At 32.6% G+C, this 20,631-nt stretch carries 21 protein-coding genes and 5 pseudogenes; 21 read left to right on the top strand and 5 right to left on the bottom strand.

Annotated features, from left to right (window positions below; genetic code table 11):
* Positions 1-120: 120 nt before the first annotated feature.
* Positions 121-240 (bottom strand): annotated as a pseudogene (locus ACM6HU_RS20505) (IS200/IS605 family element RNA-guided endonuclease TnpB); the annotation flags it as partial.
* A 587-nt stretch (positions 241-827) separates the two neighbouring features.
* Here ACM6HU_RS20505 and ACM6HU_RS20500 point away from each other — a divergent pair.
* From ACM6HU_RS20500 to ACM6HU_RS20465, 8 genes and pseudogenes are all read left to right on the top strand, one after another.
* Positions 828-1,208, top strand: coding sequence for a hypothetical protein (locus ACM6HU_RS20500; protein ID WP_414848409.1), 381 nt, complete (start codon positions 828-830; stop codon positions 1,206-1,208).
* The gene (locus tag ACM6HU_RS20495) at positions 1,205-1,330 is read left to right on the top strand and encodes a hypothetical protein (RefSeq protein ID WP_414848408.1); all 126 of its coding nucleotides are present in this window, start codon (positions 1,205-1,207) and stop codon (positions 1,328-1,330) included. Before ACM6HU_RS20500 ends, ACM6HU_RS20495 begins: the two co-directional genes overlap by 4 nt.
* 47 nt (positions 1,331-1,377) lie before the next feature.
* Positions 1,378-1,515 (top strand): annotated as a pseudogene (locus tag ACM6HU_RS20490) (DUF3967 domain-containing protein); the annotation flags it as partial.
* An 844-nt stretch (positions 1,516-2,359) separates the two neighbouring features.
* Positions 2,360-2,467 carry a YjcZ family sporulation protein gene (locus ACM6HU_RS20485; protein ID WP_000505670.1) on the top strand — a complete coding sequence of 36 codons (108 nt, stop codon included), beginning with the start codon at positions 2,360-2,362 and terminating at the stop codon, positions 2,465-2,467.
* A 485-nt stretch (positions 2,468-2,952) separates the two neighbouring features.
* Positions 2,953-3,060, top strand: coding sequence for a YjcZ family sporulation protein (locus ACM6HU_RS20480; RefSeq protein WP_414848407.1), 108 nt, complete (start codon positions 2,953-2,955; stop codon positions 3,058-3,060).
* 532 nt (positions 3,061-3,592) lie between these two features.
* Positions 3,593-4,378, top strand: coding sequence for a GNAT family N-acetyltransferase (locus tag ACM6HU_RS20475; RefSeq protein WP_016113580.1), 786 nt, complete (start codon positions 3,593-3,595; stop codon positions 4,376-4,378).
* A gap of 468 nt (positions 4,379-4,846) precedes the next feature.
* Complete coding sequence (locus ACM6HU_RS20470; protein WP_016113581.1) at positions 4,847-5,638, top strand: phosphotransferase; 792 nt, start codon at positions 4,847-4,849, stop codon at positions 5,636-5,638.
* 591 nt (positions 5,639-6,229) lie between these two features.
* Positions 6,230-7,117 carry an N-acetylmuramoyl-L-alanine amidase family protein gene (locus tag ACM6HU_RS20465; protein ID WP_077295699.1) on the top strand — a complete coding sequence of 296 codons (888 nt, stop codon included), beginning with the start codon at positions 6,230-6,232 and terminating at the stop codon, positions 7,115-7,117.
* A 285-nt stretch (positions 7,118-7,402) separates the two neighbouring features.
* On the opposite strand, the gene ACM6HU_RS20460 is transcribed toward ACM6HU_RS20465, so the two are convergent.
* Positions 7,403-7,540 (bottom strand): hypothetical protein, encoded by a 138-nt coding sequence (locus tag ACM6HU_RS20460; RefSeq protein WP_016113583.1) that lies wholly within the window; start codon positions 7,538-7,540, stop codon positions 7,403-7,405.
* 232 nt (positions 7,541-7,772) lie between these two features.
* Here ACM6HU_RS20460 and ACM6HU_RS20455 point away from each other — a divergent pair.
* Positions 7,773-7,937: pseudogene (locus ACM6HU_RS20455) on the top strand (heavy metal-binding domain-containing protein); the annotation flags it as partial.
* Positions 7,938-7,940: 3 nt separating this feature from the next.
* Positions 7,941-8,078: pseudogene (locus ACM6HU_RS20450) on the top strand (recombinase family protein); the annotation flags it as partial.
* Positions 8,079-8,427: 349 nt separating this feature from the next.
* Here the strand turns inward: ACM6HU_RS20450 and ACM6HU_RS20445 are convergent.
* A complete protein-coding gene (locus ACM6HU_RS20445) occupies positions 8,428-9,192 on the bottom strand; it encodes a hypothetical protein (protein WP_016132961.1) in 765 nt (254 codons plus the stop codon).
* A gap of 216 nt (positions 9,193-9,408) precedes the next feature.
* On the opposite strand from ACM6HU_RS20445, the gene ACM6HU_RS20440 reads away from it, so the two are divergent.
* From ACM6HU_RS20440 to ACM6HU_RS20410, 7 genes are all read left to right on the top strand, one after another.
* Positions 9,409-9,891 carry a hypothetical protein gene (locus ACM6HU_RS20440; protein WP_016113586.1) on the top strand — a complete coding sequence of 161 codons (483 nt, stop codon included), beginning with the start codon at positions 9,409-9,411 and terminating at the stop codon, positions 9,889-9,891.
* Positions 9,892-10,056: 165 nt separating this feature from the next.
* Entirely contained in the window at positions 10,057-10,260 is a 204-nt protein-coding gene (locus ACM6HU_RS20435) for a DUF1657 domain-containing protein (RefSeq protein ID WP_016113587.1), read from the top strand.
* 2,007 nt (positions 10,261-12,267) lie between these two features.
* On the top strand, positions 12,268-12,966 hold the full coding sequence (gene sdaAB, locus ACM6HU_RS20430; RefSeq protein WP_016131640.1) for an L-serine ammonia-lyase, iron-sulfur-dependent subunit beta: 699 nt from the start codon (positions 12,268-12,270) through the stop codon (positions 12,964-12,966).
* 22 nt (positions 12,967-12,988) lie between these two features.
* Complete coding sequence (gene sdaAA / locus ACM6HU_RS20425; RefSeq protein WP_016113589.1) at positions 12,989-13,879, top strand: L-serine ammonia-lyase, iron-sulfur-dependent, subunit alpha; 891 nt, start codon at positions 12,989-12,991, stop codon at positions 13,877-13,879.
* A gap of 275 nt (positions 13,880-14,154) precedes the next feature.
* The gene (locus tag ACM6HU_RS20420) at positions 14,155-15,474 is read left to right on the top strand and encodes an amino acid permease (RefSeq protein WP_016113590.1); all 1,320 of its coding nucleotides are present in this window, start codon (positions 14,155-14,157) and stop codon (positions 15,472-15,474) included.
* A gap of 404 nt (positions 15,475-15,878) precedes the next feature.
* A complete protein-coding gene (locus ACM6HU_RS20415; RefSeq protein WP_016113591.1) occupies positions 15,879-16,451 on the top strand; it encodes a histidine phosphatase family protein in 573 nt (190 codons plus the stop codon).
* A gap of 188 nt (positions 16,452-16,639) precedes the next feature.
* Complete coding sequence (locus ACM6HU_RS20410) at positions 16,640-17,023, top strand: hypothetical protein (RefSeq protein WP_016113592.1); 384 nt, start codon at positions 16,640-16,642, stop codon at positions 17,021-17,023.
* 164 nt (positions 17,024-17,187) lie between these two features.
* Here ACM6HU_RS20410 and ACM6HU_RS20405 read toward each other — a convergent pair whose 3' ends face one another.
* Together ACM6HU_RS20405 and ACM6HU_RS20400 are read right to left on the bottom strand one after the other, a co-directional pair.
* Entirely contained in the window at positions 17,188-17,448 is a 261-nt protein-coding gene (locus tag ACM6HU_RS20405; RefSeq protein ID WP_016113593.1) for a permease prefix domain 1-containing protein, read from the bottom strand.
* Positions 17,435-17,785 (bottom strand): PadR family transcriptional regulator, encoded by a 351-nt coding sequence (locus tag ACM6HU_RS20400; RefSeq protein ID WP_016113594.1) that lies wholly within the window; start codon positions 17,783-17,785, stop codon positions 17,435-17,437. The genes ACM6HU_RS20405 and ACM6HU_RS20400 overlap by 14 nt, the downstream gene beginning before the upstream one ends.
* A gap of 188 nt (positions 17,786-17,973) precedes the next feature.
* Here ACM6HU_RS20400 and ACM6HU_RS20395 point away from each other — a divergent pair, with 188 nt between their 5' ends.
* The 4 genes and pseudogenes from ACM6HU_RS20395 to ACM6HU_RS20380 all read left to right on the top strand — a co-directional run bounded on the left by ACM6HU_RS20395 (position 17,974) and on the right by ACM6HU_RS20380 (position 20,596).
* Positions 17,974-18,186, top strand: a complete 213-nt coding sequence (locus tag ACM6HU_RS20395) for a hypothetical protein (protein ID WP_016113595.1) — start codon at positions 17,974-17,976, stop codon at positions 18,184-18,186.
* Positions 18,187-18,937: 751 nt separating this feature from the next.
* Positions 18,938-19,141: a hypothetical protein gene (locus tag ACM6HU_RS20390; RefSeq protein ID WP_016113597.1), complete on the top strand. Its 204-nt coding sequence runs from the start codon at positions 18,938-18,940 to the stop codon at positions 19,139-19,141.
* A gap of 413 nt (positions 19,142-19,554) precedes the next feature.
* Positions 19,555-20,022: pseudogene (locus ACM6HU_RS20385) on the top strand (sensor histidine kinase); the annotation flags it as partial.
* Positions 20,023-20,098: 76 nt separating this feature from the next.
* Positions 20,099-20,596, top strand: coding sequence for a DM13 domain-containing protein (locus tag ACM6HU_RS20380; protein WP_016113599.1), 498 nt, complete (start codon positions 20,099-20,101; stop codon positions 20,594-20,596).
* Positions 20,597-20,631: the final 35 nt, after the last annotated feature.

Here is a 20,631-nt window from a genome sequence, read left to right as displayed (position 1 = left end):
GGTAAAAGTGAAGCGCCCTGTTTACAGGGCGCTTTTTTACTTGGTCACAAGTATATCGGCGCTTTACTTTTATATTGGCCTGTTCCAAGTCAAACTGTTCACCGACTTTTAAACTAACCTCGGGTTGCGCCGAATCGTTGCATTTAAAATACGCCCTTCTACTTCACGACTTTTGGCAAAGCGAACAAGGGCAAGTTTAGGTAATTTCATTTTGTTGCCTTCAATCGCAATATTTTCGTTATGGGGGGATTTAATTTCGTTAGGTTGATGGCGATGGGGTTGCGCCCACATTTCAACTAAAATATACGCTAAGCAAATTTCGACATGAAAAAACGTTGATTTTACTACTCTAATCGATATCACCAATCTCAAAAACGTAGGTATTTAAAACAAAGGTGCTTCAATGTAAAAAGTGCTGAAAATAGCTTAAATATTGTCTCAAAACTCATCTTTAAATCAAAATCTCAATTCAAATTATGTTATTGAGGTTTGAGAATACCTTAGAGTGTAAAAACATTAAAATGTGCGTGTTACCCCGGACAGTTAATGATACAAATATGACTGTTATAACGTATGTGTCAAAGTTCTATAATGAAAATAAAAATGAAATCGAACGTTCAAGAGAATCTGTATTAAAATTTATAAAAAGAAATGTAGTTCAAGTAAATTTACGGGAGTTTATTAGGCTGAAAGGATGCGGATGTCATACAGGTTATCAGTAAATAACAATTTTTAATTTTGATGAGTATGTTGGCTTATCAAAAAATGATAAAATAGTTACCGCAATGGTAAAATTTTATAATGATAAAAAAGAAAGGGGAATCTCTATGAAATTGCTACGTTCATTTCTCATTCTCACTCTTGTTGTATTGTTAAGCGCATGCAATACAGCAACAAAAGTCACAAAGGTTCAAAAAAATGGCGAAACGACTTTAAAAATTGACTCCCTGCAAGGGTATCACGATGTGCAAACGATTAAAGCTGAAAAAGGAAATGTGGAAATACCTTATGAGGCAGCCGTTGAAGAAGGTACGATTTTATTGCAAGTCACAAAAGACGATAAGGTCATTTATGAAGAAGAAGTCACTTCTCAAAAAGAAGGTTTGCTTTCTTTTGAAGCGCCAAAATCCGGATCATATGATTTAATTGTACGCGTGAAGGGTGAAGAAGAGAAAGCGAAAGGAATTCAAATACATACGAAGCTATGAAAAATCGGCAAGCGGAGTGTACCCGCTTGCCGTTTCCATTTCCAGTTGGTTCTGGCACAACACATGCTCATCAATTTTACGTTTACTTCACTTTTTTTCAGCACTCTGTATCTAGACGGTAAATCCGTTGGCCACGGCAAGACTTTATCAATTTCTCCTACTTATACTTATAGAAAAACAACAGGTTACTGATCGTGATAAAGCTGTTATGACTGTTATGCGTGAACTTCAAGAGGTAAAACAGATAGTTGCAGCAAGTAATGAAAAGAAATGGTATCACTTTCTTTTTTATGTTGATCATATGTGATTAGATATAGGGGTCACCATACATCACTCTCAACAATAATTTTTCTTTCTCTATAGCTAGTTATTTATAAGAGCAAATCGTATTTACGTCTTTACTTGAATATGCAATTTTCCATATCCAAATAAAGGGAATCGGTATACGGAGGGTGATTAAATTATGTTAAAAATATTTAAATTGTATTTAATGTTTTTTTGTAGATTAAAATAGTTATTTTTTAACCAGATATATCAAGGTGTAACCATTATAATTACTTGAATGATATTAAACAATAATTTTAGAAGTATAATATTTTCACTTACATTAATACGCTATAACTAAATTGTTGAATATAATCGACAAAATTCTACTATTTACGCATAAAAAATTTAATGTTTTAATAAAGGTGTAATTGGTATGACCACTCAAGGGGGAGGAGAAGATTGTACTAATAAAAGTGCAGTAAAGTTGCAAGTAACATTATGTAGATTCCGTTTTTTTCTGGTTTGCTACCGGTAAGTGGGGTTATGTTAACCTCACTTATTTTCATGTTGAAACTTGCTTAGCGTGGTTTTTTCCGATTTGCGGTCTGTACCCCTAATTAAGGCCCTCGAAAGAGTGTTTTTTATTTTATCGATAAATAATATATATAAATATAGTAAAATAAACCTTGTAAGATACATTTATGAAGAAAAAATGTTATTAAAAGTAAAGTGGTTCAAGTTGGAGTAAGGCACCTGAGGGTGTCTTTTTTTTTTCTTAAAGAAAGGACCTGCTCAATTAGATCGTAACAACATAAAATAAACCGAATCCGTTACATGTGAACTCCTATGTTTTTCCCTCTTACTTAAAGGAGGAACTATTTATTATGGGCTTTGGTGGTAGTTGTGGAGGTTGTGGCTTTGCTGGAGGATTTGCTTTACTCGTTGTACTCTTTATATTATTAATTATAGTTGGAGCTGCTTGCTTCTGCTAAAAAACAATGAGAAAAGACACTCATAAGAGTGTCTTTTCTTTATGAAAAAATCCCCACACATTGTGCAGGGCCAAGTGTAAAATAACACTTTCAGGTGAACACCCTCATAGTAATACATATCTTACCCATGAGCAAAACAGGAAAATCATATATTCCCTCTAGTAAAATATGAACGGTACCCCATGGAATGATGATTATGTATAAAAAAATAATAATTTAGGGAACTTAGCATAGAAGATCTGATTTAAGGAGCTTTTTATTTTTTCTCAATAACGAATATAGATAAATATGGTAAAATGGCAAGCGAATGGGAATTCAATTTATATTATTAAAAGTAGAGTGGTTCAAGCCGGAGAAAGGCACCTTTGGGTGTCTTTTTTTTAAAGGACCTGCTCATATATCCTTTAAAAACATAAGGTAATGTAAACCGTTAAAACACATGAATGACCCAATGTTTTCCCCTCCTAGGTAAAGGAGGAACTATTATGGGCTTTGGTGGTAGTTGTGGCAGTGGCGGCTTTGTTGGAGGATTCGCCTTACTCGTTGTGCTCTTTATATTATTAATCATAGTTGGAGCTGCTTGCTTCTGCTAAAAAAACAATGAGAAAAGACACTCTTATGAGTGTCTTTTTTATGAAAAAATCCCCACACATTGTGCAGGGACTATGTTTAGTTAAATCAATTCATCAATCATAGGTTCATTATCATAGCAAAAAGAACCATCAATCTTCTTTTTCGATTTACTCTTAACAGGGTAAAACTCGGCTCTTTTCTTATCTGAATTTGCTTAGCGTGGTTTTTTTCTGAAATGCTGGAGGTATCCTTAGTATAGATCTAGTTTTTTCTTTTTTGTTTATGGATGCCCTAAACTCTTTATTTATAGTATTTTGAATGTATACCTTTGTTGGGTATTTTGAAGATATTAGAGGATTCGGTTTAAAGTCAATGATTTAGGGATATTGAAAGTAAACTAATAACAAAAAAGTTTACTTTCATTTTTATTGAAAATATTTTTTTGAAGGGTATGAAATATATTTTAACCAAAAAACTGAAAATTAAAATATTTAAATGTATAATAAAGTACAGGAGATATTGAAGAAATAAATAGAGAAGAGGGAATATCGTATGACTAGTTTAAAAAATGTTCTTGAGCTTGATTTTGCATATCTTGAAACCTTTACTAGCCGAATAGAGAAATCATGGGGTTCTATATTTTGTAATGAAAGTAACCCATATTATTATGATGCAAATCATGCACATGTAAGTGTAGTAAGTTTAAATCCACAAATGATAGTAGATGAAGTAGTCCATTTCTATAAGACTAAAAATATAGTACCTAGATTTTATATATACAACTTAGATATGCAAGAAAAACTGATTTCTGAATTACAAATAAAGAATTTTGGATTTGAAGAATTAATAAGTCCAGTCCAATTATGGAATAAGAAATTAACTAAAAAAGATAAAAATGAAAAGGTTACTATTGAAAAGGTATCTGAATTAAATTTTGAAGAAGCTTTAGATATTGAATGTAGTATAAAAGAGTTAGGAGGCGAAGTTAGAAAAAAAGCTTTTCAAGATGAATTCCAACATCCAGCATTCACTCACTATCTACTTAGATACAATGGAGTAGCATGTTCCATCGCTTGTATTTTTGAACATGAAAAACAAGCCCGAATGGAAAGTGTAGCTACAATTGAAAAGTTTAGAGGTAAAGGGTTAATAGGTGAACTTATTCACTTTATTCAAAGTGAAGTAATGAATAGAGGACTAGATAATCTTTGGGTGATCCCAATTAACGAAACAGTAGAAAAAGTGTATGAAAAGTATGGATTTGAAACAGTAGAAAAAATTAAAACGGGACATGCGTTTTTAGAAGGAAAAAGTATTAAAGAAATTCACGAGGGATAGAAAAAATCAATTTATTTTGCTAAAGAAAAATATTTAGTTAACAAGTGTAATGAAAGTAAACTTCTATACTAAAGTTTACTTTCAAAACTAAAAAAGAGTCCTATTAATTTTAAGTAGTTCAGATAACATGAAGAAACCCTATAAATGGCAGGTTAAATCGAGTATAAAATCACAAAGGTTTTATACTCGATTTTTTTGTTGATATGTAAAGGTTTATCCGGTTTTCACTGTTGAATTAACAAGTGCAATAGCACATCAATTATCAGGATGACCATAACCATTGTCATTTCGTTATTTTTGATGCGATTAAAGTTGCTATTCGAGGTGGTGAAAAAAGGAATAGGAAATTTATGTTAAAATATAAAGACAAGCAAAGTGGTTCCTGTTCCGTTAACGAGCAGGATTGTTGAACAATGGGCATTTGTTTTAAGAGTGTCTAGTTTTCTAATAATGGAGGGGAATTATCAGATGTCAAACTACGAAAACGAAGAAATGCTAACGGGAGGGAATGTCTCAAATGTATATCGTTCGGAAGGTACTGTTCGACGAGAATTAAAGCCAGACAGTAACAAAATTCATAAGCTATTAAATCATTTGGAAAACAAAGGGTTTAGTTATGCACCAAAGTTTTTAGGTATTGATGAAAAAGATAGAGAGATATTATCATTTATTGAAGGAGAAGCTGGTAATTATCCTTTAAAAGAATATATTTGGTCTAATGATGTTTTAAAAGAAATAGCGAAGATGCTCCGTCTTTACCATGATGCTGTGAGTGACTTTCCATTATCAGATGATTGGAAACCAATGGATAATACTCCAAATAAAATAGAGGTTGTATGCCACAATGATTTTGCAATATACAACATTATTTTTAATCACGAAAAACCAGTAGGTATTATTGATTTTGATGTTGCTGGTCCTGGTCCAAGACTTTGGGACATAGCCTATACTCTTTACACTTGTGTCCCCTTAAGTAGAGTTTATCATACTGAAACAGGTGAGGCAGTTTATTATAATTTATTACAGCATGCCGACCGTATAAGACAAAGAGTTAAATTGTTTTTTGAATCCTACGGTGAGGGTATGGAAGAAGATTATTTGGAGATGGTATTGCTACGATTAGAAGGATTATGTAAATACATGAAAAGAAAAGCCAAAGAAGGCGATATAAATTTTCAAAAAATGATAGATGAAGGACACCTTGAACATTATCAAAACGATATTAAGTTCATTCGTGAACATGGAAAAGAGTGGATTTAATGAAATAAGTCTTATACAAAAGTAAAGCTCATAGTCATATAGAGACTTTGAGCTTTTTTGCGTGTTATTTACTATGCAAATTAACCTTTAAAAACAACCTGTCTTTTTTCCATCAAGTTAAGAAATTGGTTGTTCCCCAAAACGAAAATTTCGTTTTGGGGGAGCTGTGAAATTTCACCAAACACGTTTTAGTATGTTTTTTCTTGTAGTTTGCAATATAAAGTGTATCTTGAAACTGATAATATTCGATTCTGTTATACTTAACATCTTCATTTTCTCTTTATCTGCTCGAAAAGATTTAATTCTAATCTATTAATGTATAAACTCTCATTTCTGATTTCGCCTTCCTTCCAGAATGCTAGCTTTCCATGTACTTTTAATCTCTCAAAGAAATAAATGATTTGAAAATTTATGGTATAAAATCATAACAAAAAGGTAATAAAAATTACATTAAAATAATCTTTGTTTCTGTTTGATAAAAAAATATTACATTTTTATTACAAAAACTATTGATTACATTTAAATATCATAATATAATTCTGTTTGTGGAAATAAAAACTAAAATTATTCATTATTTGGGTGGTATGGAAAATGAAGGAAATTATTTTACCAATTTTAATGTCTACAATGTTTATCGTTCCTGCAGTATCTCATGCAGAAGAAAATGTAGTTTCTCAAAATAATACGGATACAATTGAACAAGTTCAAGAAAAGAGTGGTTGGGTTCAAGATAAAGGAAACTGGTATTACTATAATGAAGATGGAACTATGGCTAAATCTTGGAAAGACATTAATGGCTCTTGGTATTATTTTGAAGAAGATGGTGTCATGGCGAAAGGTCAAAAAACTATCAAGGGACAAACATATTACTTCAATGAAGATGGAACAATGCATACAGATTGGTTAGAATTTAAAGATGGACCTTATTCAGGAACATGGTATTTTAACAAAGATGGAACTATGGCTAAATATTGGAAAGTAATCAATGGCTCTTGGTATTATTTTGAAGAAGATGGTGTCATGGCGAAAGGTCAAAAAACTATCAAGGGACAAACATATTACTTCAATGAAGATGGAACAATGCAGATAGGTTGGCAAGTAATTAAAGGTGGCGGACCTTATTCAGGAACATGGTATTATTATAATGAAGATGGCGTAATGGCTAAGTATATGAAAAATATTGACGGACAAACATATTACTTTAATGAAGATGGAACTATGCAGACAGGATGGAAGAAACTTCAAGGTTCCTTTGGCGGAAACTGGTATTACTTTAACAAAAATGGCTCTATGGCAAAAGACTGGGTAAAAGTTAATGATTTATGGTACTACATGAATGAAAAGGGAATGATGCAAACAGGTTGGGTACAACAAAATGGAGATTGGTACTATTTACAATCTGATGGTTCTATGGCAGTAGGAAAACATTTCATTGATGGAAAATGGTATTCATTTAAAGATAATGGCGTTATGATGTAACAAAAGGTCTTTTAAACTGAATATATGTCACTAGATATCTATTTTAAGATATTTCTATAATAAAAAAAGACACCTGTGAGGGTGTCTTTTTTTGTGTGTTATCCTTTCTTATTAATCTAGAAAGAATAACGTTTTTAACAAAAATGGGTAGTAAATATTCTTAAGTTGATGGATGTGTGGCGGTACCCCACATCCATCAACCTAACAGAACAGCTTGCCCCAAAAATGATAAAAATGAATTTTGTTGCTATAAAAGACATAAAACCATAAACACTTACTTCATATTTACTTTTGTTGTGGACGATAAAAAGCATCTACCAATTGATCATACTCGCTTCTTGAAATTTCTTTATTATACAGTTTAATTAATAACTCTTTATGCGCCTTCGAAAACGCCATTTTGTCAATGAATTTTGGATACATATAATTATTCTCTCTCCGTCTGATAAATTATTATGTTGCATTTTGGCTACTTCCCTTGAATATTATAATAAAATAAACAACCAATGTTTTATGAAATATTACATATATATATATATTTTATATATTTAATTGAAAAGATGAAATATAAATCTAATGAACATGCGGGTTTTCTTTTTTGTTTGTTAGTTTCATCAGCAAATACATCAGACCTTTGAAAGACTTTTGTAACATTTATGAAAGTAAACTGAAAGAAGCGCGTGATATTGCAATGGAAGAAATGAAAGTTCTTGCGAAGCAAAAAGGTGCAAATGCAATTGTCGGTATTGATGTAGACTACGAAGTCGTTCGTGATGGAATGTTAATGGTGGCTGTAAGCGGTACGTGTGTAAATAGATAGAATATAGAAGAATCGTATCCTAAGTGGAAAAATAGAGAACTAACCGGAGTTCGATTTATGGCACTGTTAGAACTGAAGAAAAATACTTTTTACAAAATAATCAAGGAATATGAAAGTACACTGAATCAAAACCAGCTATGAGCTGGTTTTTTTTATTCCAATAGATCGTTAAGTCCATATACCCTTTCAGTATAAAAACGAATGCTCTAACGTATAGGGAATCGGTTGGAATGTGTCCTAATTGTACGTTAAACATAAAATTGCTTACCAAAAAACAATGTTTTGTAACAATTCTTAATGAATTCATTCACATGTGACTTTCATTTTTATATTGTGTAACGACGGCGAGTTTATCCCGCTATTTTAGGACAGTAACACTCCCACCTCAAAATTCAGCGAAAGCAAAGAAATTAGGTGGGAGTGTTACTGTCCGTAAAAGCCCGATTCGTTCAACTAATAATCAGTGGGGGATGAAGAAAACCCCCACTGATTAAAGTTTCACTTTATGTTTCTTTATCTCAGCAAGCTCATCAGAGGTATAACTAAAAATTCCAGATGCTTTTACTGGATTCGAAGTTATCGTTGCGAGTTTTCGCTTCTCTCCCGGTAGTGCATGAAAAAGTTTATTTAGGTCAAAAGAAGCACTACCTGGTTTTATATTTGGAAATTCCTGTTTAATATATTTTAGAGCTAAAGGACCATTCATTTGACCATTATTGTCACTTTTTAAGTAATATGTTTGCCAATTCGTCAGCGCAATACCAGTATTCCCTGCATCTAATTGTTTTTGTGTAATATAATACGTATCATGTTCATATAGATCTGAGGCATCGGGATTTAAGTCCACTATTATACCAGCTTGCTTAATCAGAAGTTGTTGACCATGTTTTATCGTTTTATATTCAACTTTCCCATCTTCATAGAAAACTTTAATTTTTTTAGAAAAGTTTTGGTTCTTATAATAATCATACACACTAATACCAAATTCTCCTTTGTTAAAAGTAGGAGCTTTGTAAGAACGGTTTTCATTGTTAGCTGTATAATCATATTTAGCACTTTGTTCTGATAAAAGAATAACAAAAGGCTCTTTTAGAAACGTATCATAGGTATCTCCAAATGTTGTAAGAATCGTTTCTCTTGTATCAACGTCTGCTTTCGCTTTATGTTTTGTAATTGGATTGAAACTGAATAAGATTCCCATCGCTATTCCTACAGGGGAAATTTTTTTAATACTTCTCTTTATCTTTTCTTTCATGACTTTGTTCCTTACTTTCTAAATATACTGTTACCAACATGTTTAAATTAATATCGGTAAGTTTATCTTAATTTAAACCTCTTTCAAATTTCTTTCGTAATTGTTACAAAAGTCTTTCTTTGACTTTCCCTGTTTTCGTAAGAATTGTTGCTATCTTGACCATACTGATAAAAGGTTGACTTTCAACTAGTACATTGGAGTTAAAGGAGGGGTAACATGAAAGATGAATTAAGTATAAATATCTATTTAGATGAAACTGATACTCCGTTTTCAAGATATTATAGCTCAGATGATGTTCACCTAAGCTCTGACCTTGAAGATTTTCTTTTGTCAAAGCTACGCAGTGGCAAAAGAAAAGAAGTTGAAATATTTTTTTTAGGTCAGAATAATTTTGACGAAAAGTTACTGAAGACTGCCACATTTAACACTTTTTCTAACATCTTGAACGAAGAGGAATATACATATGCTAGAAATGTCAATAAGGCTATTGTTTTGTTTGTGGTTGGTATTATTGTTGGGTTGATATACTTGAAGCTTTCAAGCAATCATGCCTATATTGCAGGAGTTTTAAGCATCATGTGTTGGGTTTTTGTTTGGTCAGGTACAGAGATTTATTTTTTTGAAAATCAGCAAATCAAACGAAATATTAGAAAATGCAAGAACATCCTGAATTCTAACATACACAAAATAGAATTCTAGTAAATATTCACATTCGCGAAGCTGATTTTCGGATTCTATCTTGTACGTTTATATCTTAGTCAATGTATTCATTCTATAAAGATAACCAAAATTTAGAAATCATATTTTGGGTAGAAAATAGCTATTCTAAATAGTGAATTCATGATTATAAGGAGGAATTTAATTATGACAGTAATTACTAAGCTTAAACAAACTATTTCTGGATTAAAAAGTGCTCAAGCATGTTTAGAAGGATTTGTTCTTGATACTGACAATCAGCAGGCAAAACAACTGTATCAAAATGCAGCTCAGCAAGCGCAGACAGTTATTGATTCTTTAGAACCACGTGTTCAGGAAGTTCAACAAGAGGAGGCTCAGTATAATCAATAAAACGCAGTAATCTTCAGACTTTTGGCAGAGTTCGTATCATGGTTAGATTTATATATCTAGAAAGTATTTATACTTTTTTAGGCTAACTGAAAAGAGATGATTTAATTTTCTCCTTTTTCTTTAGGTAATAAATCAACAAATAACAAATTTCTCGTATCTTATATAACAGTAAGCAAACCCAATTTCTTTTTGTTAACTATTATTAACATCCAAAATACCGACTTTTTCCACATTTAAATGGGCCAGATATCTTATCATATAGAATATTTTTTACTTATAGATCTTGCTTTTCCCAAAGCACTTTTATAAAGTGCTTTGTTCTGTTTGTAGAATAGGAATTTTCTCTTTACATATTTTTCCAAAGAGGCCTCTCATTCCCTGAATCGTTTCCGTACCCCTTAATGAGTATGAGTTTTACAAAAGTATGAAAATAGAAAATTGATAAAAACCCGTTATATCATACACTTTCCGTAGATATAACGGGTTTTTATTATTGGAAAATGAGCTTTCAATTATGGTGACTCAACTAAATAATAACTTTATAATATCGCTTCAAAAACGATTATTTTTGGGACATTTATATCTCAAGTGCTTTTTCTCTAATTTAAATCAAAAAATATCACCAAAACCCATCATAAAAACTATGTCCTTAAAACGTACTTTTATAATTCACTTTCTTCACAGAAAAAAAGATAAGACCGAAGACTCGATCTTATCTTTAGCATAAGGAGAGAACAAAAGGGTAATAACGATCATAATTGTATTATATTATAATTTCTGTAAATTTTGAATATTAAAACCGTAAGTGAGTATGATATCTATATTGAGAAAATTATTCCTAAATTAGTTATTAATAAAATAAGTATGAAAGTAAACTAATGAATATTAGTTTACTTTCATAAGTTCTCTTTGTTTATTAAAAAACACAATTGGTTATACAACATAAGTTGCATGGCCAATTGTGTTTTTATAGAAATTACAATATTTCTTATTTCAAACCAAAATTCCGTGATAATTCTTCTGCAAATGGTAGTAGTTCATCTTGAATCGAGAGATTCATAAGAAAACGTCATCCTTTCTAATTTAGCTTGTTTAGAAAGGATAACGTTTTTTGGTGTTTGAGGGTATTAAAATCTCTTGAGTTGATGGGCATGTATGGTGCCCCCATATAGGACTAACTTTCTACACTTAATTGCTACTTTGCCCCTGGTTGCAAGAACTCTGGTACTGGGCTTTATAGCATAAGATACGATTCTGTTAGGGATATATGCATTTTATTCTCTTTTTTGCACCAGAGCCTAAATAACTGTTCTTTTTCCATACTAATCACACACTTTTTGTAAAGTAATAATATCAGTATGTCCAAGATTTATAAAAAAGAAGTTCCTTTTTTCTGAAAAATGTATATAAACGCAACGTAAATAATAAATATCCAAAAAGGATTTTATATTTCCTTAATTTATTCCTTTCCATCTACATTAATCATTTATTACAACAGCTTTCACGTCTAAAATAAGATGTTTCAACAAAGGAAAATATAAGTATCTTTATAATGGTTTTCCAATATAATCAATGTGTTAATCAAAGGAACGCTGTGTTATTTTTGCTTTTCTACTAACTAATACAGCTTCAAACAATGGACACAATTGCTACATGCCAAGTGTAATTTATTATCCATTCAAGATTCTGTTTATTCAATCTTTCTAAAAATAAAAAAATATTAAACTCATAAATATACAAGTTATAATGAGGGCGTCGAGAAATAATCTATTACCCCCGGAGAAAATATCAAACCTGGTTCTGATGCAAAAATTCTAAAGACCTTGCAAGTAATCTTCTAAAATTGGACATACTGATACGATTACTCTAAGAAAGGTGTGTGATCAGAAGGGGAATTTATTCAATATGAAAATGGAAGCGTTATCAGCCAGATCTTATTTTGAATTGGTTATTCTAATAACTTAGATTCAACTGCAATTAAAAATAATAAATTATGGGGGTGCTTATATGAACATGAATGTAGTATCTATTAAAGAAAAAAAGGTTGTTAAATACAAAAGTTGTTTTGATGTGATTGGGCCGGTAATGATCGGTCCTTCAAGTTCACATACTGCAGGTGCTTTGGCTATTGGAACAGTTGCCAATAAATTATTTCAAGGTCTTCCAAAAAAAGTCGTGGTAAGGTATTATGAATCATTTGCTGAAACCCATAAAGGACACGGAACTGATTTTGCAATTATTGCTGGGATATTAGGATTTGCTGCCGATGACAGCAAAGTGCCAGATGCTATTAAAATAGCAGAATCTAAAGGAATTGACATTACCTTTATTGAAAAGGCAGGTGATAGTCCTGCTGGTCATCCAAATACGGCAGATGTATATTTAGAGGATGAAAGTCGAAGTATTAGAACGATGGGTATTTCGGTCGGCGGCGGATTAATTGAAATCAAACATGTTGAAATTGACGGATTTAGCTTAGATCTGCAGGGGCCATTGCCAGTTATTATTGCGATTTCCGAAAGAGCTGACTTTGAATTTGTCTTACGCAGGATCTTTAAACAATATGATCTGGAAATTAACACCTTTCATAGTTTGAAGGAAAATGGAAAATATTTATATGCATTCGCTTTGGATTCGCTATTGCCTGGTGATGTTCAGAAGGAATTGGGAAGTTTAAGCAGTATAGCTAATATCATTATTCTTTAGTTACATTAAGGGGTGAAAAAATATGTATATGACCATAAAAGAAATTGTAGATGCAGCTAATAAAAGGCAAAAGCCAATTTATGAATTAGCAATCGAACAGGAAATCGAACAAACTAAAACTTCTTATGAAGAAGTTTGGAGTAAAATGGAAAAAAACTTAGCGACTATGGAAAATTCCGTAAATAAAAGTATCGAGGGCAACGGAGTATTTTCTCCGACCGGTTTAACCGGAGGTGATGCTGTTAAAATAAAAAAATATCGAGAAAATGGAAAAACTCTTTCTGGAGATTTGATGGTGTTAGGGATTCAAAGTGCTATCGGTGTTAATGAAGTAAATGCTTCATTAGGAGCTATTTGTGCAACTCCAACAGCAGGTGCGAGTGGGACGATCCCGGGAGTCCTATTTAGTATTAAAGATACGTTGCAGTTAAGTCATGAAGATATGATCCATTTTCTATTCACTTCAGCGTTATTTGGAACGATAGTCGCAAATAACGCTTGTATTTCCGGAGCGTACGGAGGATGTCAAGCTGAAGTAGGCAGTGCCTCAGCAATGGCGGCTGCAGCAGCGGTAGAAGCTGCCGGAGGAACGCCACAGCAATCTTCTGAAGCTTTCTCAACCGCATTACAAAATTTACTCGGTTTAGTTTGTGATCCGGTCGCTGGTTTGGTAGAAATTCCTTGTGTAAAGAGAAACGCCATTGGAACGGCAAATGCTTTAGCAGCAGCGGACATCGCATTAGCCGGCGTAAACAATATCATCAATGCTGACGAAGTTATTGAAGCGATGTATAGAGTTGGAAGACAGATGCCTCGCGAATTAAGAGAGACAGGTTTAGGCGGAATTGCAGCCACACCTACAGGGATTGCCATTAAAAGTAAAATTTTTGGAGAGAAACAATTAAATAAATAAACAGTTATTGGAAATATTGTGAAATAGTTAACAATTCTATTCTCTATTGTTCTCCTAAGGGTGTCTGTATATTAAAAGTCATTATCACTAAAATATACTACTATACAATTAAAGTATACTAATATATAATTGAAATGCTTTGTAAACGCTAACAAATTCATCAGGTTGGACACACGATGTGGCGCATCTTGTAAGCAATTCATTTTTCAAGAATGGTCTATATTCCTAAGCCTTAAAAAGAGACGTAAGAATAGGATACAAGGAGGAATTATTATATGAATGGGAATACTGCAAAAAAAATAGAATTTCAAGCTGAAAATACTGCAGTAAAAAATGAGAAATATCTAGACCCTAAAAAGTGGCATAAACAGGATACTACCTGGGCATTGAGCCTTTTTGGAACAGCAATTGGAGCAGGAGTACTCTTTTTACCTATTAATGCAGGTTCAGGTGGTTTATTATCATTACTGTTAATTACCATACTTGCATATCCTGTTATGTATTACTCACATAGGGCGCTTGCTAAAATGATATACGCTTCCAAATCTGCTGATGAGGGGATTACAGGTACAATAAGAGAGTATTTCGGAAATAAGGCAAGTATAATTTTTAACATAGTATATTTCGTCTCAATTTATACGATCGTGCTGATGTATTCGGTTGCACTTACAAATACTGCAAGTAGTTTTATCGTGAATCAATTGCACATGCAGGAGCCTCCAAGGGCCATTTTATCGCTTGTATTAGTACTCGGTCTTATAGCTATACTAAATTTTGGACAAGATATCACCGTAAAGATAATGAGTATGCTAGTATATCCTTTCATAGCTTCTCTACTTTTTATCGCAATATCTTTGATTCCACAGTGGAATACGTCAATGCTTAGTTTTTCAAGTGCTTCTACTGCTTCAACAGGAACAGGATATTTCGGAACGATATTGATGATACTACCAATCATAGTATTCTCGTTCAATCATTCGCCTATGATTTCATCATTTGTTATGAAACAGAGAGCTACCTATGGAATAGAAGCTACTGATGCCAAATGTGCTCAAATACAAAAAGCTTGTTATATCATGACATTCGCTGTTGTTATGTTCTTTGTTTGGAGCAGTACCTTGAGTTTGACTCCAGATGATCTTATAATGGCAAAAAAAGAGAACTTGTCAATCCTATCATATCTTGCTAATGAGCTTAATTCGCCTATAATCACTATTGCAGCTCCTATCATTGCTTTTATGGCTATAACAAAATCCTTCCTTGGCCATTATATAGGAGCATATGAGGTAATGCGCGACATGATTATCAAGTCCGGTAAAAAACGCGGAAAAGATATGGGAGAAAAAACAGTTAAGACAATGATCCTTACTTTTGTCGTATTAACATGCTGGTATGTTGCTTATGCAAATCCAAGTATTCTTGGAATCATTGATGCCCTTAGCGGTCCATTAGTTGCTGCTATCTTATGTCTATTACCAATGTATGCGATCCATAAAGTACCAGTACTAGCTAAATACAAAGGGAAAGCGAGCAATGTATTTGTCATTGTTATAGGTATACTTACTGTCCTAGCAAGTATTAATTCATTATTTTAATTCACTATTGTTGGTTCTGGTGCAAAAATAGTGGGATATGAAAAAAGAACGAAAGATTCCTAGCGGAATTGAATTTTATGTTGTTAAACCAAAGATATCATGGTTTTGGACAAACTTCTCACCTTGGAGAGTTTGTCCTTTTTTATACCTGAGGATAGTGAAAACTTCGCGTCTTTCTTACAAATATCGTGACTCTATTTCAAATTCACAGTTTTCTGTTCTTTTTAAGGGGACCGAATTGGATATATATGTTAATATAGAGAAGGGATTGTAAAGAAACGTATTTAAGATATCGTATGCAGAAGGATTTATAGTGAGTACTAGTTATGGTCATTGGGAAAGTTCTTTTTAATTAATATAAGCTATATATGGAATAAAGAAACCTAAAAAAATTGGAGGTAATTATGAAAACTTTCATATATATGGTGAGACACGGAGATTCACCAAAAGCTGGAAAAGAAAGAACAAGAGGATTAACTGAAAAAGGAAAATTAGAAGTTCAACGAATAACAGATGCATTACAAGGTGAGGGAATTGACGTTGTTATCTCAAGTCCATACAATCGTTCAATTCTAACTGTTCAGCAGTTAGCGAAGCAAATAGGACAAGAAGTTTTAGTATTTGAAGACTTAAAAGAGAGAATTTTTATTGCTGAAGAGGAACGAATGTCGGATAAAGAATTATTCCCTTTGATAAAAAAGTCATTCTTAGACCCCGACTTTGCTTTAACGGGAGGAGAGTCTAATGTCGACTGTCAGAAACGTGCTATAAAAGTCTTAAAAGAATTATTAAACACCTATCGAGGACAGAAAGTAGTATTAGGCACTCATGGAGCTGTTATGACTTTGGTGATGGGATATTATGACAGTAAGTATGATTTGAATTTTTTACTACAGACATCAAAACCAGATATATACAGAATGGAATTCAATGGACAGGAATTGGTGGAGGTTAAAAGATTGTGGGAAATTTCATAGATTGACTTTATTCATCCATAGCTTCTCCCAATGACGTGTATTATAAATAATAGGGTTACTGCGGTAACTCTTTTTCTTATAGCACTGACGGGGGATTGAGTTCAATAATCTAAAAAATTCGGTTCCTTAGCGTACAAAATTCACGTTTTGTTCTTGCTATCCCAAGATGAAATGGGAGGGAATGTTTTTTGGGCAGGATACCTTTAAAGTTATTTTTTAAATCAATCCTATTTTTTTTCTTATGCGGTATTGTTGTTTATTCTATATTTCAGATTATTTTTGTCTGGAGTGTTTCGACAGGATTAGGGAGGGATGATATAGTCGGATTTTCTGATAATAAGTATGTAATTGGTCGTCCACCTGTTAGCTATAATTTATATAAAAAAGATAGTGGGGAAACTATATTAGATAATGTTATTGGTTATAAAAAGGGAAAAACTAAAAGCTATGTTCGGAATGAAAGTGAATTTGTAGTGATAAATGAGATAAAGGGTAGCTATGAACTGTATAAAATAGAAAAGGCTTCAGAAAAGGATATAGAACGGCTGAAAGAAATGAAGAAATTAGAATAAAAGAGACTATCTGAAAGGTAAAAATGCATACTTGTTATTGTTAGATCTAAAAAATGGTTTAGACTGATAACTGAGTTTTATTTCATGCAAAGAGTCATTATTAAAATAAAGTATTAGGGGTTCAGTCCCATGCGGCTGAACCCCAATTGGAGAAAATAAGTGGATTACACACAAAAATAATACATGTAATCAATAAAATAATCGTTACGATTATTAGTATTCCATTTCCTCCATATAACTTTTTCTCCGCCAAATCGGTTAATAGCAATTTCAATCGCTTCTTGCTCAGTCTTTCCTTTTGCTTTTAATTCGTGAACAGCTTCTATCAAATGGCTTTTCATCTCTGCTTTTAAATCTTGTATCTCTTTTTTATTACCGCCAACATTTTGATAAACAGAATCTATAAATACATCAATTTCCTTCAAGTTTTTTTCCTCCTTCTAAAAACGAATCAATTATTTTCTTTACAAATTGCCACTCTAAACGCTTTTCTTCGAACCCATCTTTACCTATTGAAGTGATTTTATAATATTTTCTTCTTCCACCAGGGCCTTGTTCATCTCCCCAATAAGATTCAATCCATTTATTCTTTTCAAGTCGCTTTAAAGATAGATATAATGTTCCTTCCTTTAACTCGAATTGTTCATTACTTTTTTCGCGTACCAATTTTGCTAATTCGAAACCATACATATCTCTGTTATGCAATAAAGAAAGGATTATTGTATCAATATGACCTTTCAAAACTTCTTTATTAATTTCCAAAACTTTCATCCTCAGCATTTACTGAAACATACATTACTTAGTGACACAATATATTATATCGATAGACTTTTGTAACATTTTCGCAAGACTTTTGAAAGGTATTTAAACTAAGATGAACTTCCGAACATTAATTTGAGATTAATAAGTAGGAAAAATTCAATATGTATATAATCAATGGAGGCAAACAAATGGCTTTAAAATTAGGACTTATCGTTTTTGGAGTAGTATTAATCTTATGGGGTATATATAGAATGAAAACGGATGATGCTTTTGTGGGGAAAACCCAAACAAGAAAAAATCTTTTTAATTTATTGATTCTTGGACAAGCTTCTGGAATCGGACAATTATTGAGCGGAATTCTGTGTATCATTTTAGGAATTGTATCCTTGGTAATTAAATAGTTTGCCAATAAGAGGAGCTAAGATATATAGTCAAGCTCCTCTTTCTAGTTAAAGTGTGTACAATTTTCCCGAAATGATATAGTGCCCCCTAATACGTTGTTCTAGCAAGCTTTTCTAAAAATAAAGGAGTAAGCTGTTTATGTAAATCTTCAGCAAATAATTGTAGTTCAATTTGAATTGAAAGATTCATAAAAAACGTCATCCTTATGATTCAAGCTATTCTTATTAACAATGCAAAGGGAACCTGATACATTCGTATATGTAATATTGCATATACGAGTGTATTAATAAAAATGTAAGCGTTTACTATAATAGAGGTATAAAGATAAATCACATCTTAGCACCAACAAAAGAGGAGGAAATAATATGACAATCGCAATGGCGGTTTTAAAATTTGTAGGTGGAGCCCTTCCATTCGTTCAAGAACTTTTAAAAGCATTCATGTAAGTTCATTCTGCAGCAATTATTTATACAAATGATCTGCAAATCAATTCATCTTTGATATGTAGATCATTTGTGTGAGCAAAGCCCCTTTAGATCTTACTAAAGGGGCTTTTTTAGGTTTCTACATAATTGGAATCTCGCCAACCAAATGCTATTTGTTGTTGCTATCCTATGCCCATCAAGTTAAGAGTTTTAAGTTTCTACATAGCAAAAGTGATTTTATTTCGCAATAAAAGTATAAGCAATGTACAGTATCAGATCATTTTTTGTAATCTTGTAGAAATATTAGAAGAAGGGGAGAATTAGTATGAAATCAATATCAAAAAAAGTCATGACAGGATTAGCTGCAGGAGCAATGGGGCTATCTATCTGGGCTCCTTCAAGTGAAGCAGCAGCTCCAGAGAAAAATGAATATCATACTATTCATTTGGCAGCTAATACAAACTTAGTTTGGGATGTAGTGTGGGGATCTACTGATAATTATAGAAATATTCTTTTATATAATAGGTGATTTCTATGAAAAATAGAATAAAAGAGTTGCGTTTAAAACATGGAATAACCCAACAAGAAAAAAACTTTTTAATTTGTTGATTCTTGGACAAGCTTCTGGAATTGGACAATTATTAAGCGGAATTCTGTGTATCATTTTGGGAATCGTATCCTTTCCTATGCTAAAACCTTTGAGAAAAAAGCCATTTTTTTAGACTTATTGATTTTGGGAGCGTTATAAAGTGAAACTTTAATCAGTGGAGGTTTTCTTCATCCCCCACTGATTATTAGTTGAACGAATCGGGCTTTTACGGACAGTTCATCTCCCACCTAACTTCTTTGCTTTCGCTGAATTTTGAGGTGGGAGTGTTACTGTCCTAAAATAGCGGGATAAAATTCTTAAGTTGATGGAGATGTATGGTGACCCCTATTAGAGTACTAGAGTCACATTCTGTCTTATTAGCGGACAAACAGATCCATTTGCAATTGCATGTTCCTGATACATTACCTCGGCTTTTAATCATGCCGTGTAAAATAGCTCGGGTTATCAGTAATTTGTTAGATAATGCGATTCGGTATTCTCCTGTCTCCGGAACAATTGAGTTGATTGTAGAGGAAAATAAGCAGAAGCAACAAGTCCAATTTATTTTGCGTGATGAAGGAGAAGGAATTACTCCCGATGACCAATTACGCGTATTTGAACGCTTTTTTAGAACAGATCAATCCAGAAGTTCACAATCTGAAGGTTCCGGTCTCGGACTAGCCATTACAAAATCATGAATTGAAATACACAAAGGAGGAATTGGTGTGAGAGATCGCTCAGATGGAAAACAGGGAAGTGAATTTTGGTTTACTCTTCCCATCACATCAGAAAAAAATAAGACTGCTGAAAGACTTTTGTAATATTTATATTATAGAAACGAAAGACTTTCTTGTTATCATACCATTAAACAATATACTACAGGAGGGCTTTTACTTTATGAAAAGAAAATATGTATTGCTTATAGGGGGTTCCATAATTGTTGGGGGAATTTTATGGTCATTGTTCCGCCCCGAGAAATTATTTATTGATAAGCAAGTGAATGAAGCATTGCCACAAACAGAAATACAATCAAACAAAACAAAACAACAAGAAGAACGAGTAATAAGTACAGGTCAGTTTCAAAACGGTGTTCATGAAACAACTGGAACGGCAACGATCCATCAATTGGGGGAGGGAAAACGTGTTTTACGACTTTCAAATTTTTCAACTTCTAATGGGCCAGATGTTCGAGTTGTATTAGTTCCTACGAATCGTTTGAAAAATAATGAAGATGTTAAAAACCATCAGTATATTGAATTAGGAAAGTTAAAGGGAAACAAAGGAGACCAAAACTATGAAATTCCTGAAGGGATAGATGTAAGCACATACGGTTCGGTTTCTATATGGTGTAAGAGATTTAATGAAAACTTTGGTGCGGCTTATTTTGAAAAGTAAGAAAGAACATACAAATGAGGCTTGTGTACATGCCC

The sequence above is a fragment of the Bacillus sp. IT-79MI2 genome (assembly GCF_949768135.1).
Classification (GTDB): Bacteria; Bacillota; Bacilli; order Bacillales; family Bacillaceae_G; genus Bacillus_A; species Bacillus_A pseudomycoides.
This window is presented reverse-complemented; position numbering and strand designations above follow the sequence as displayed.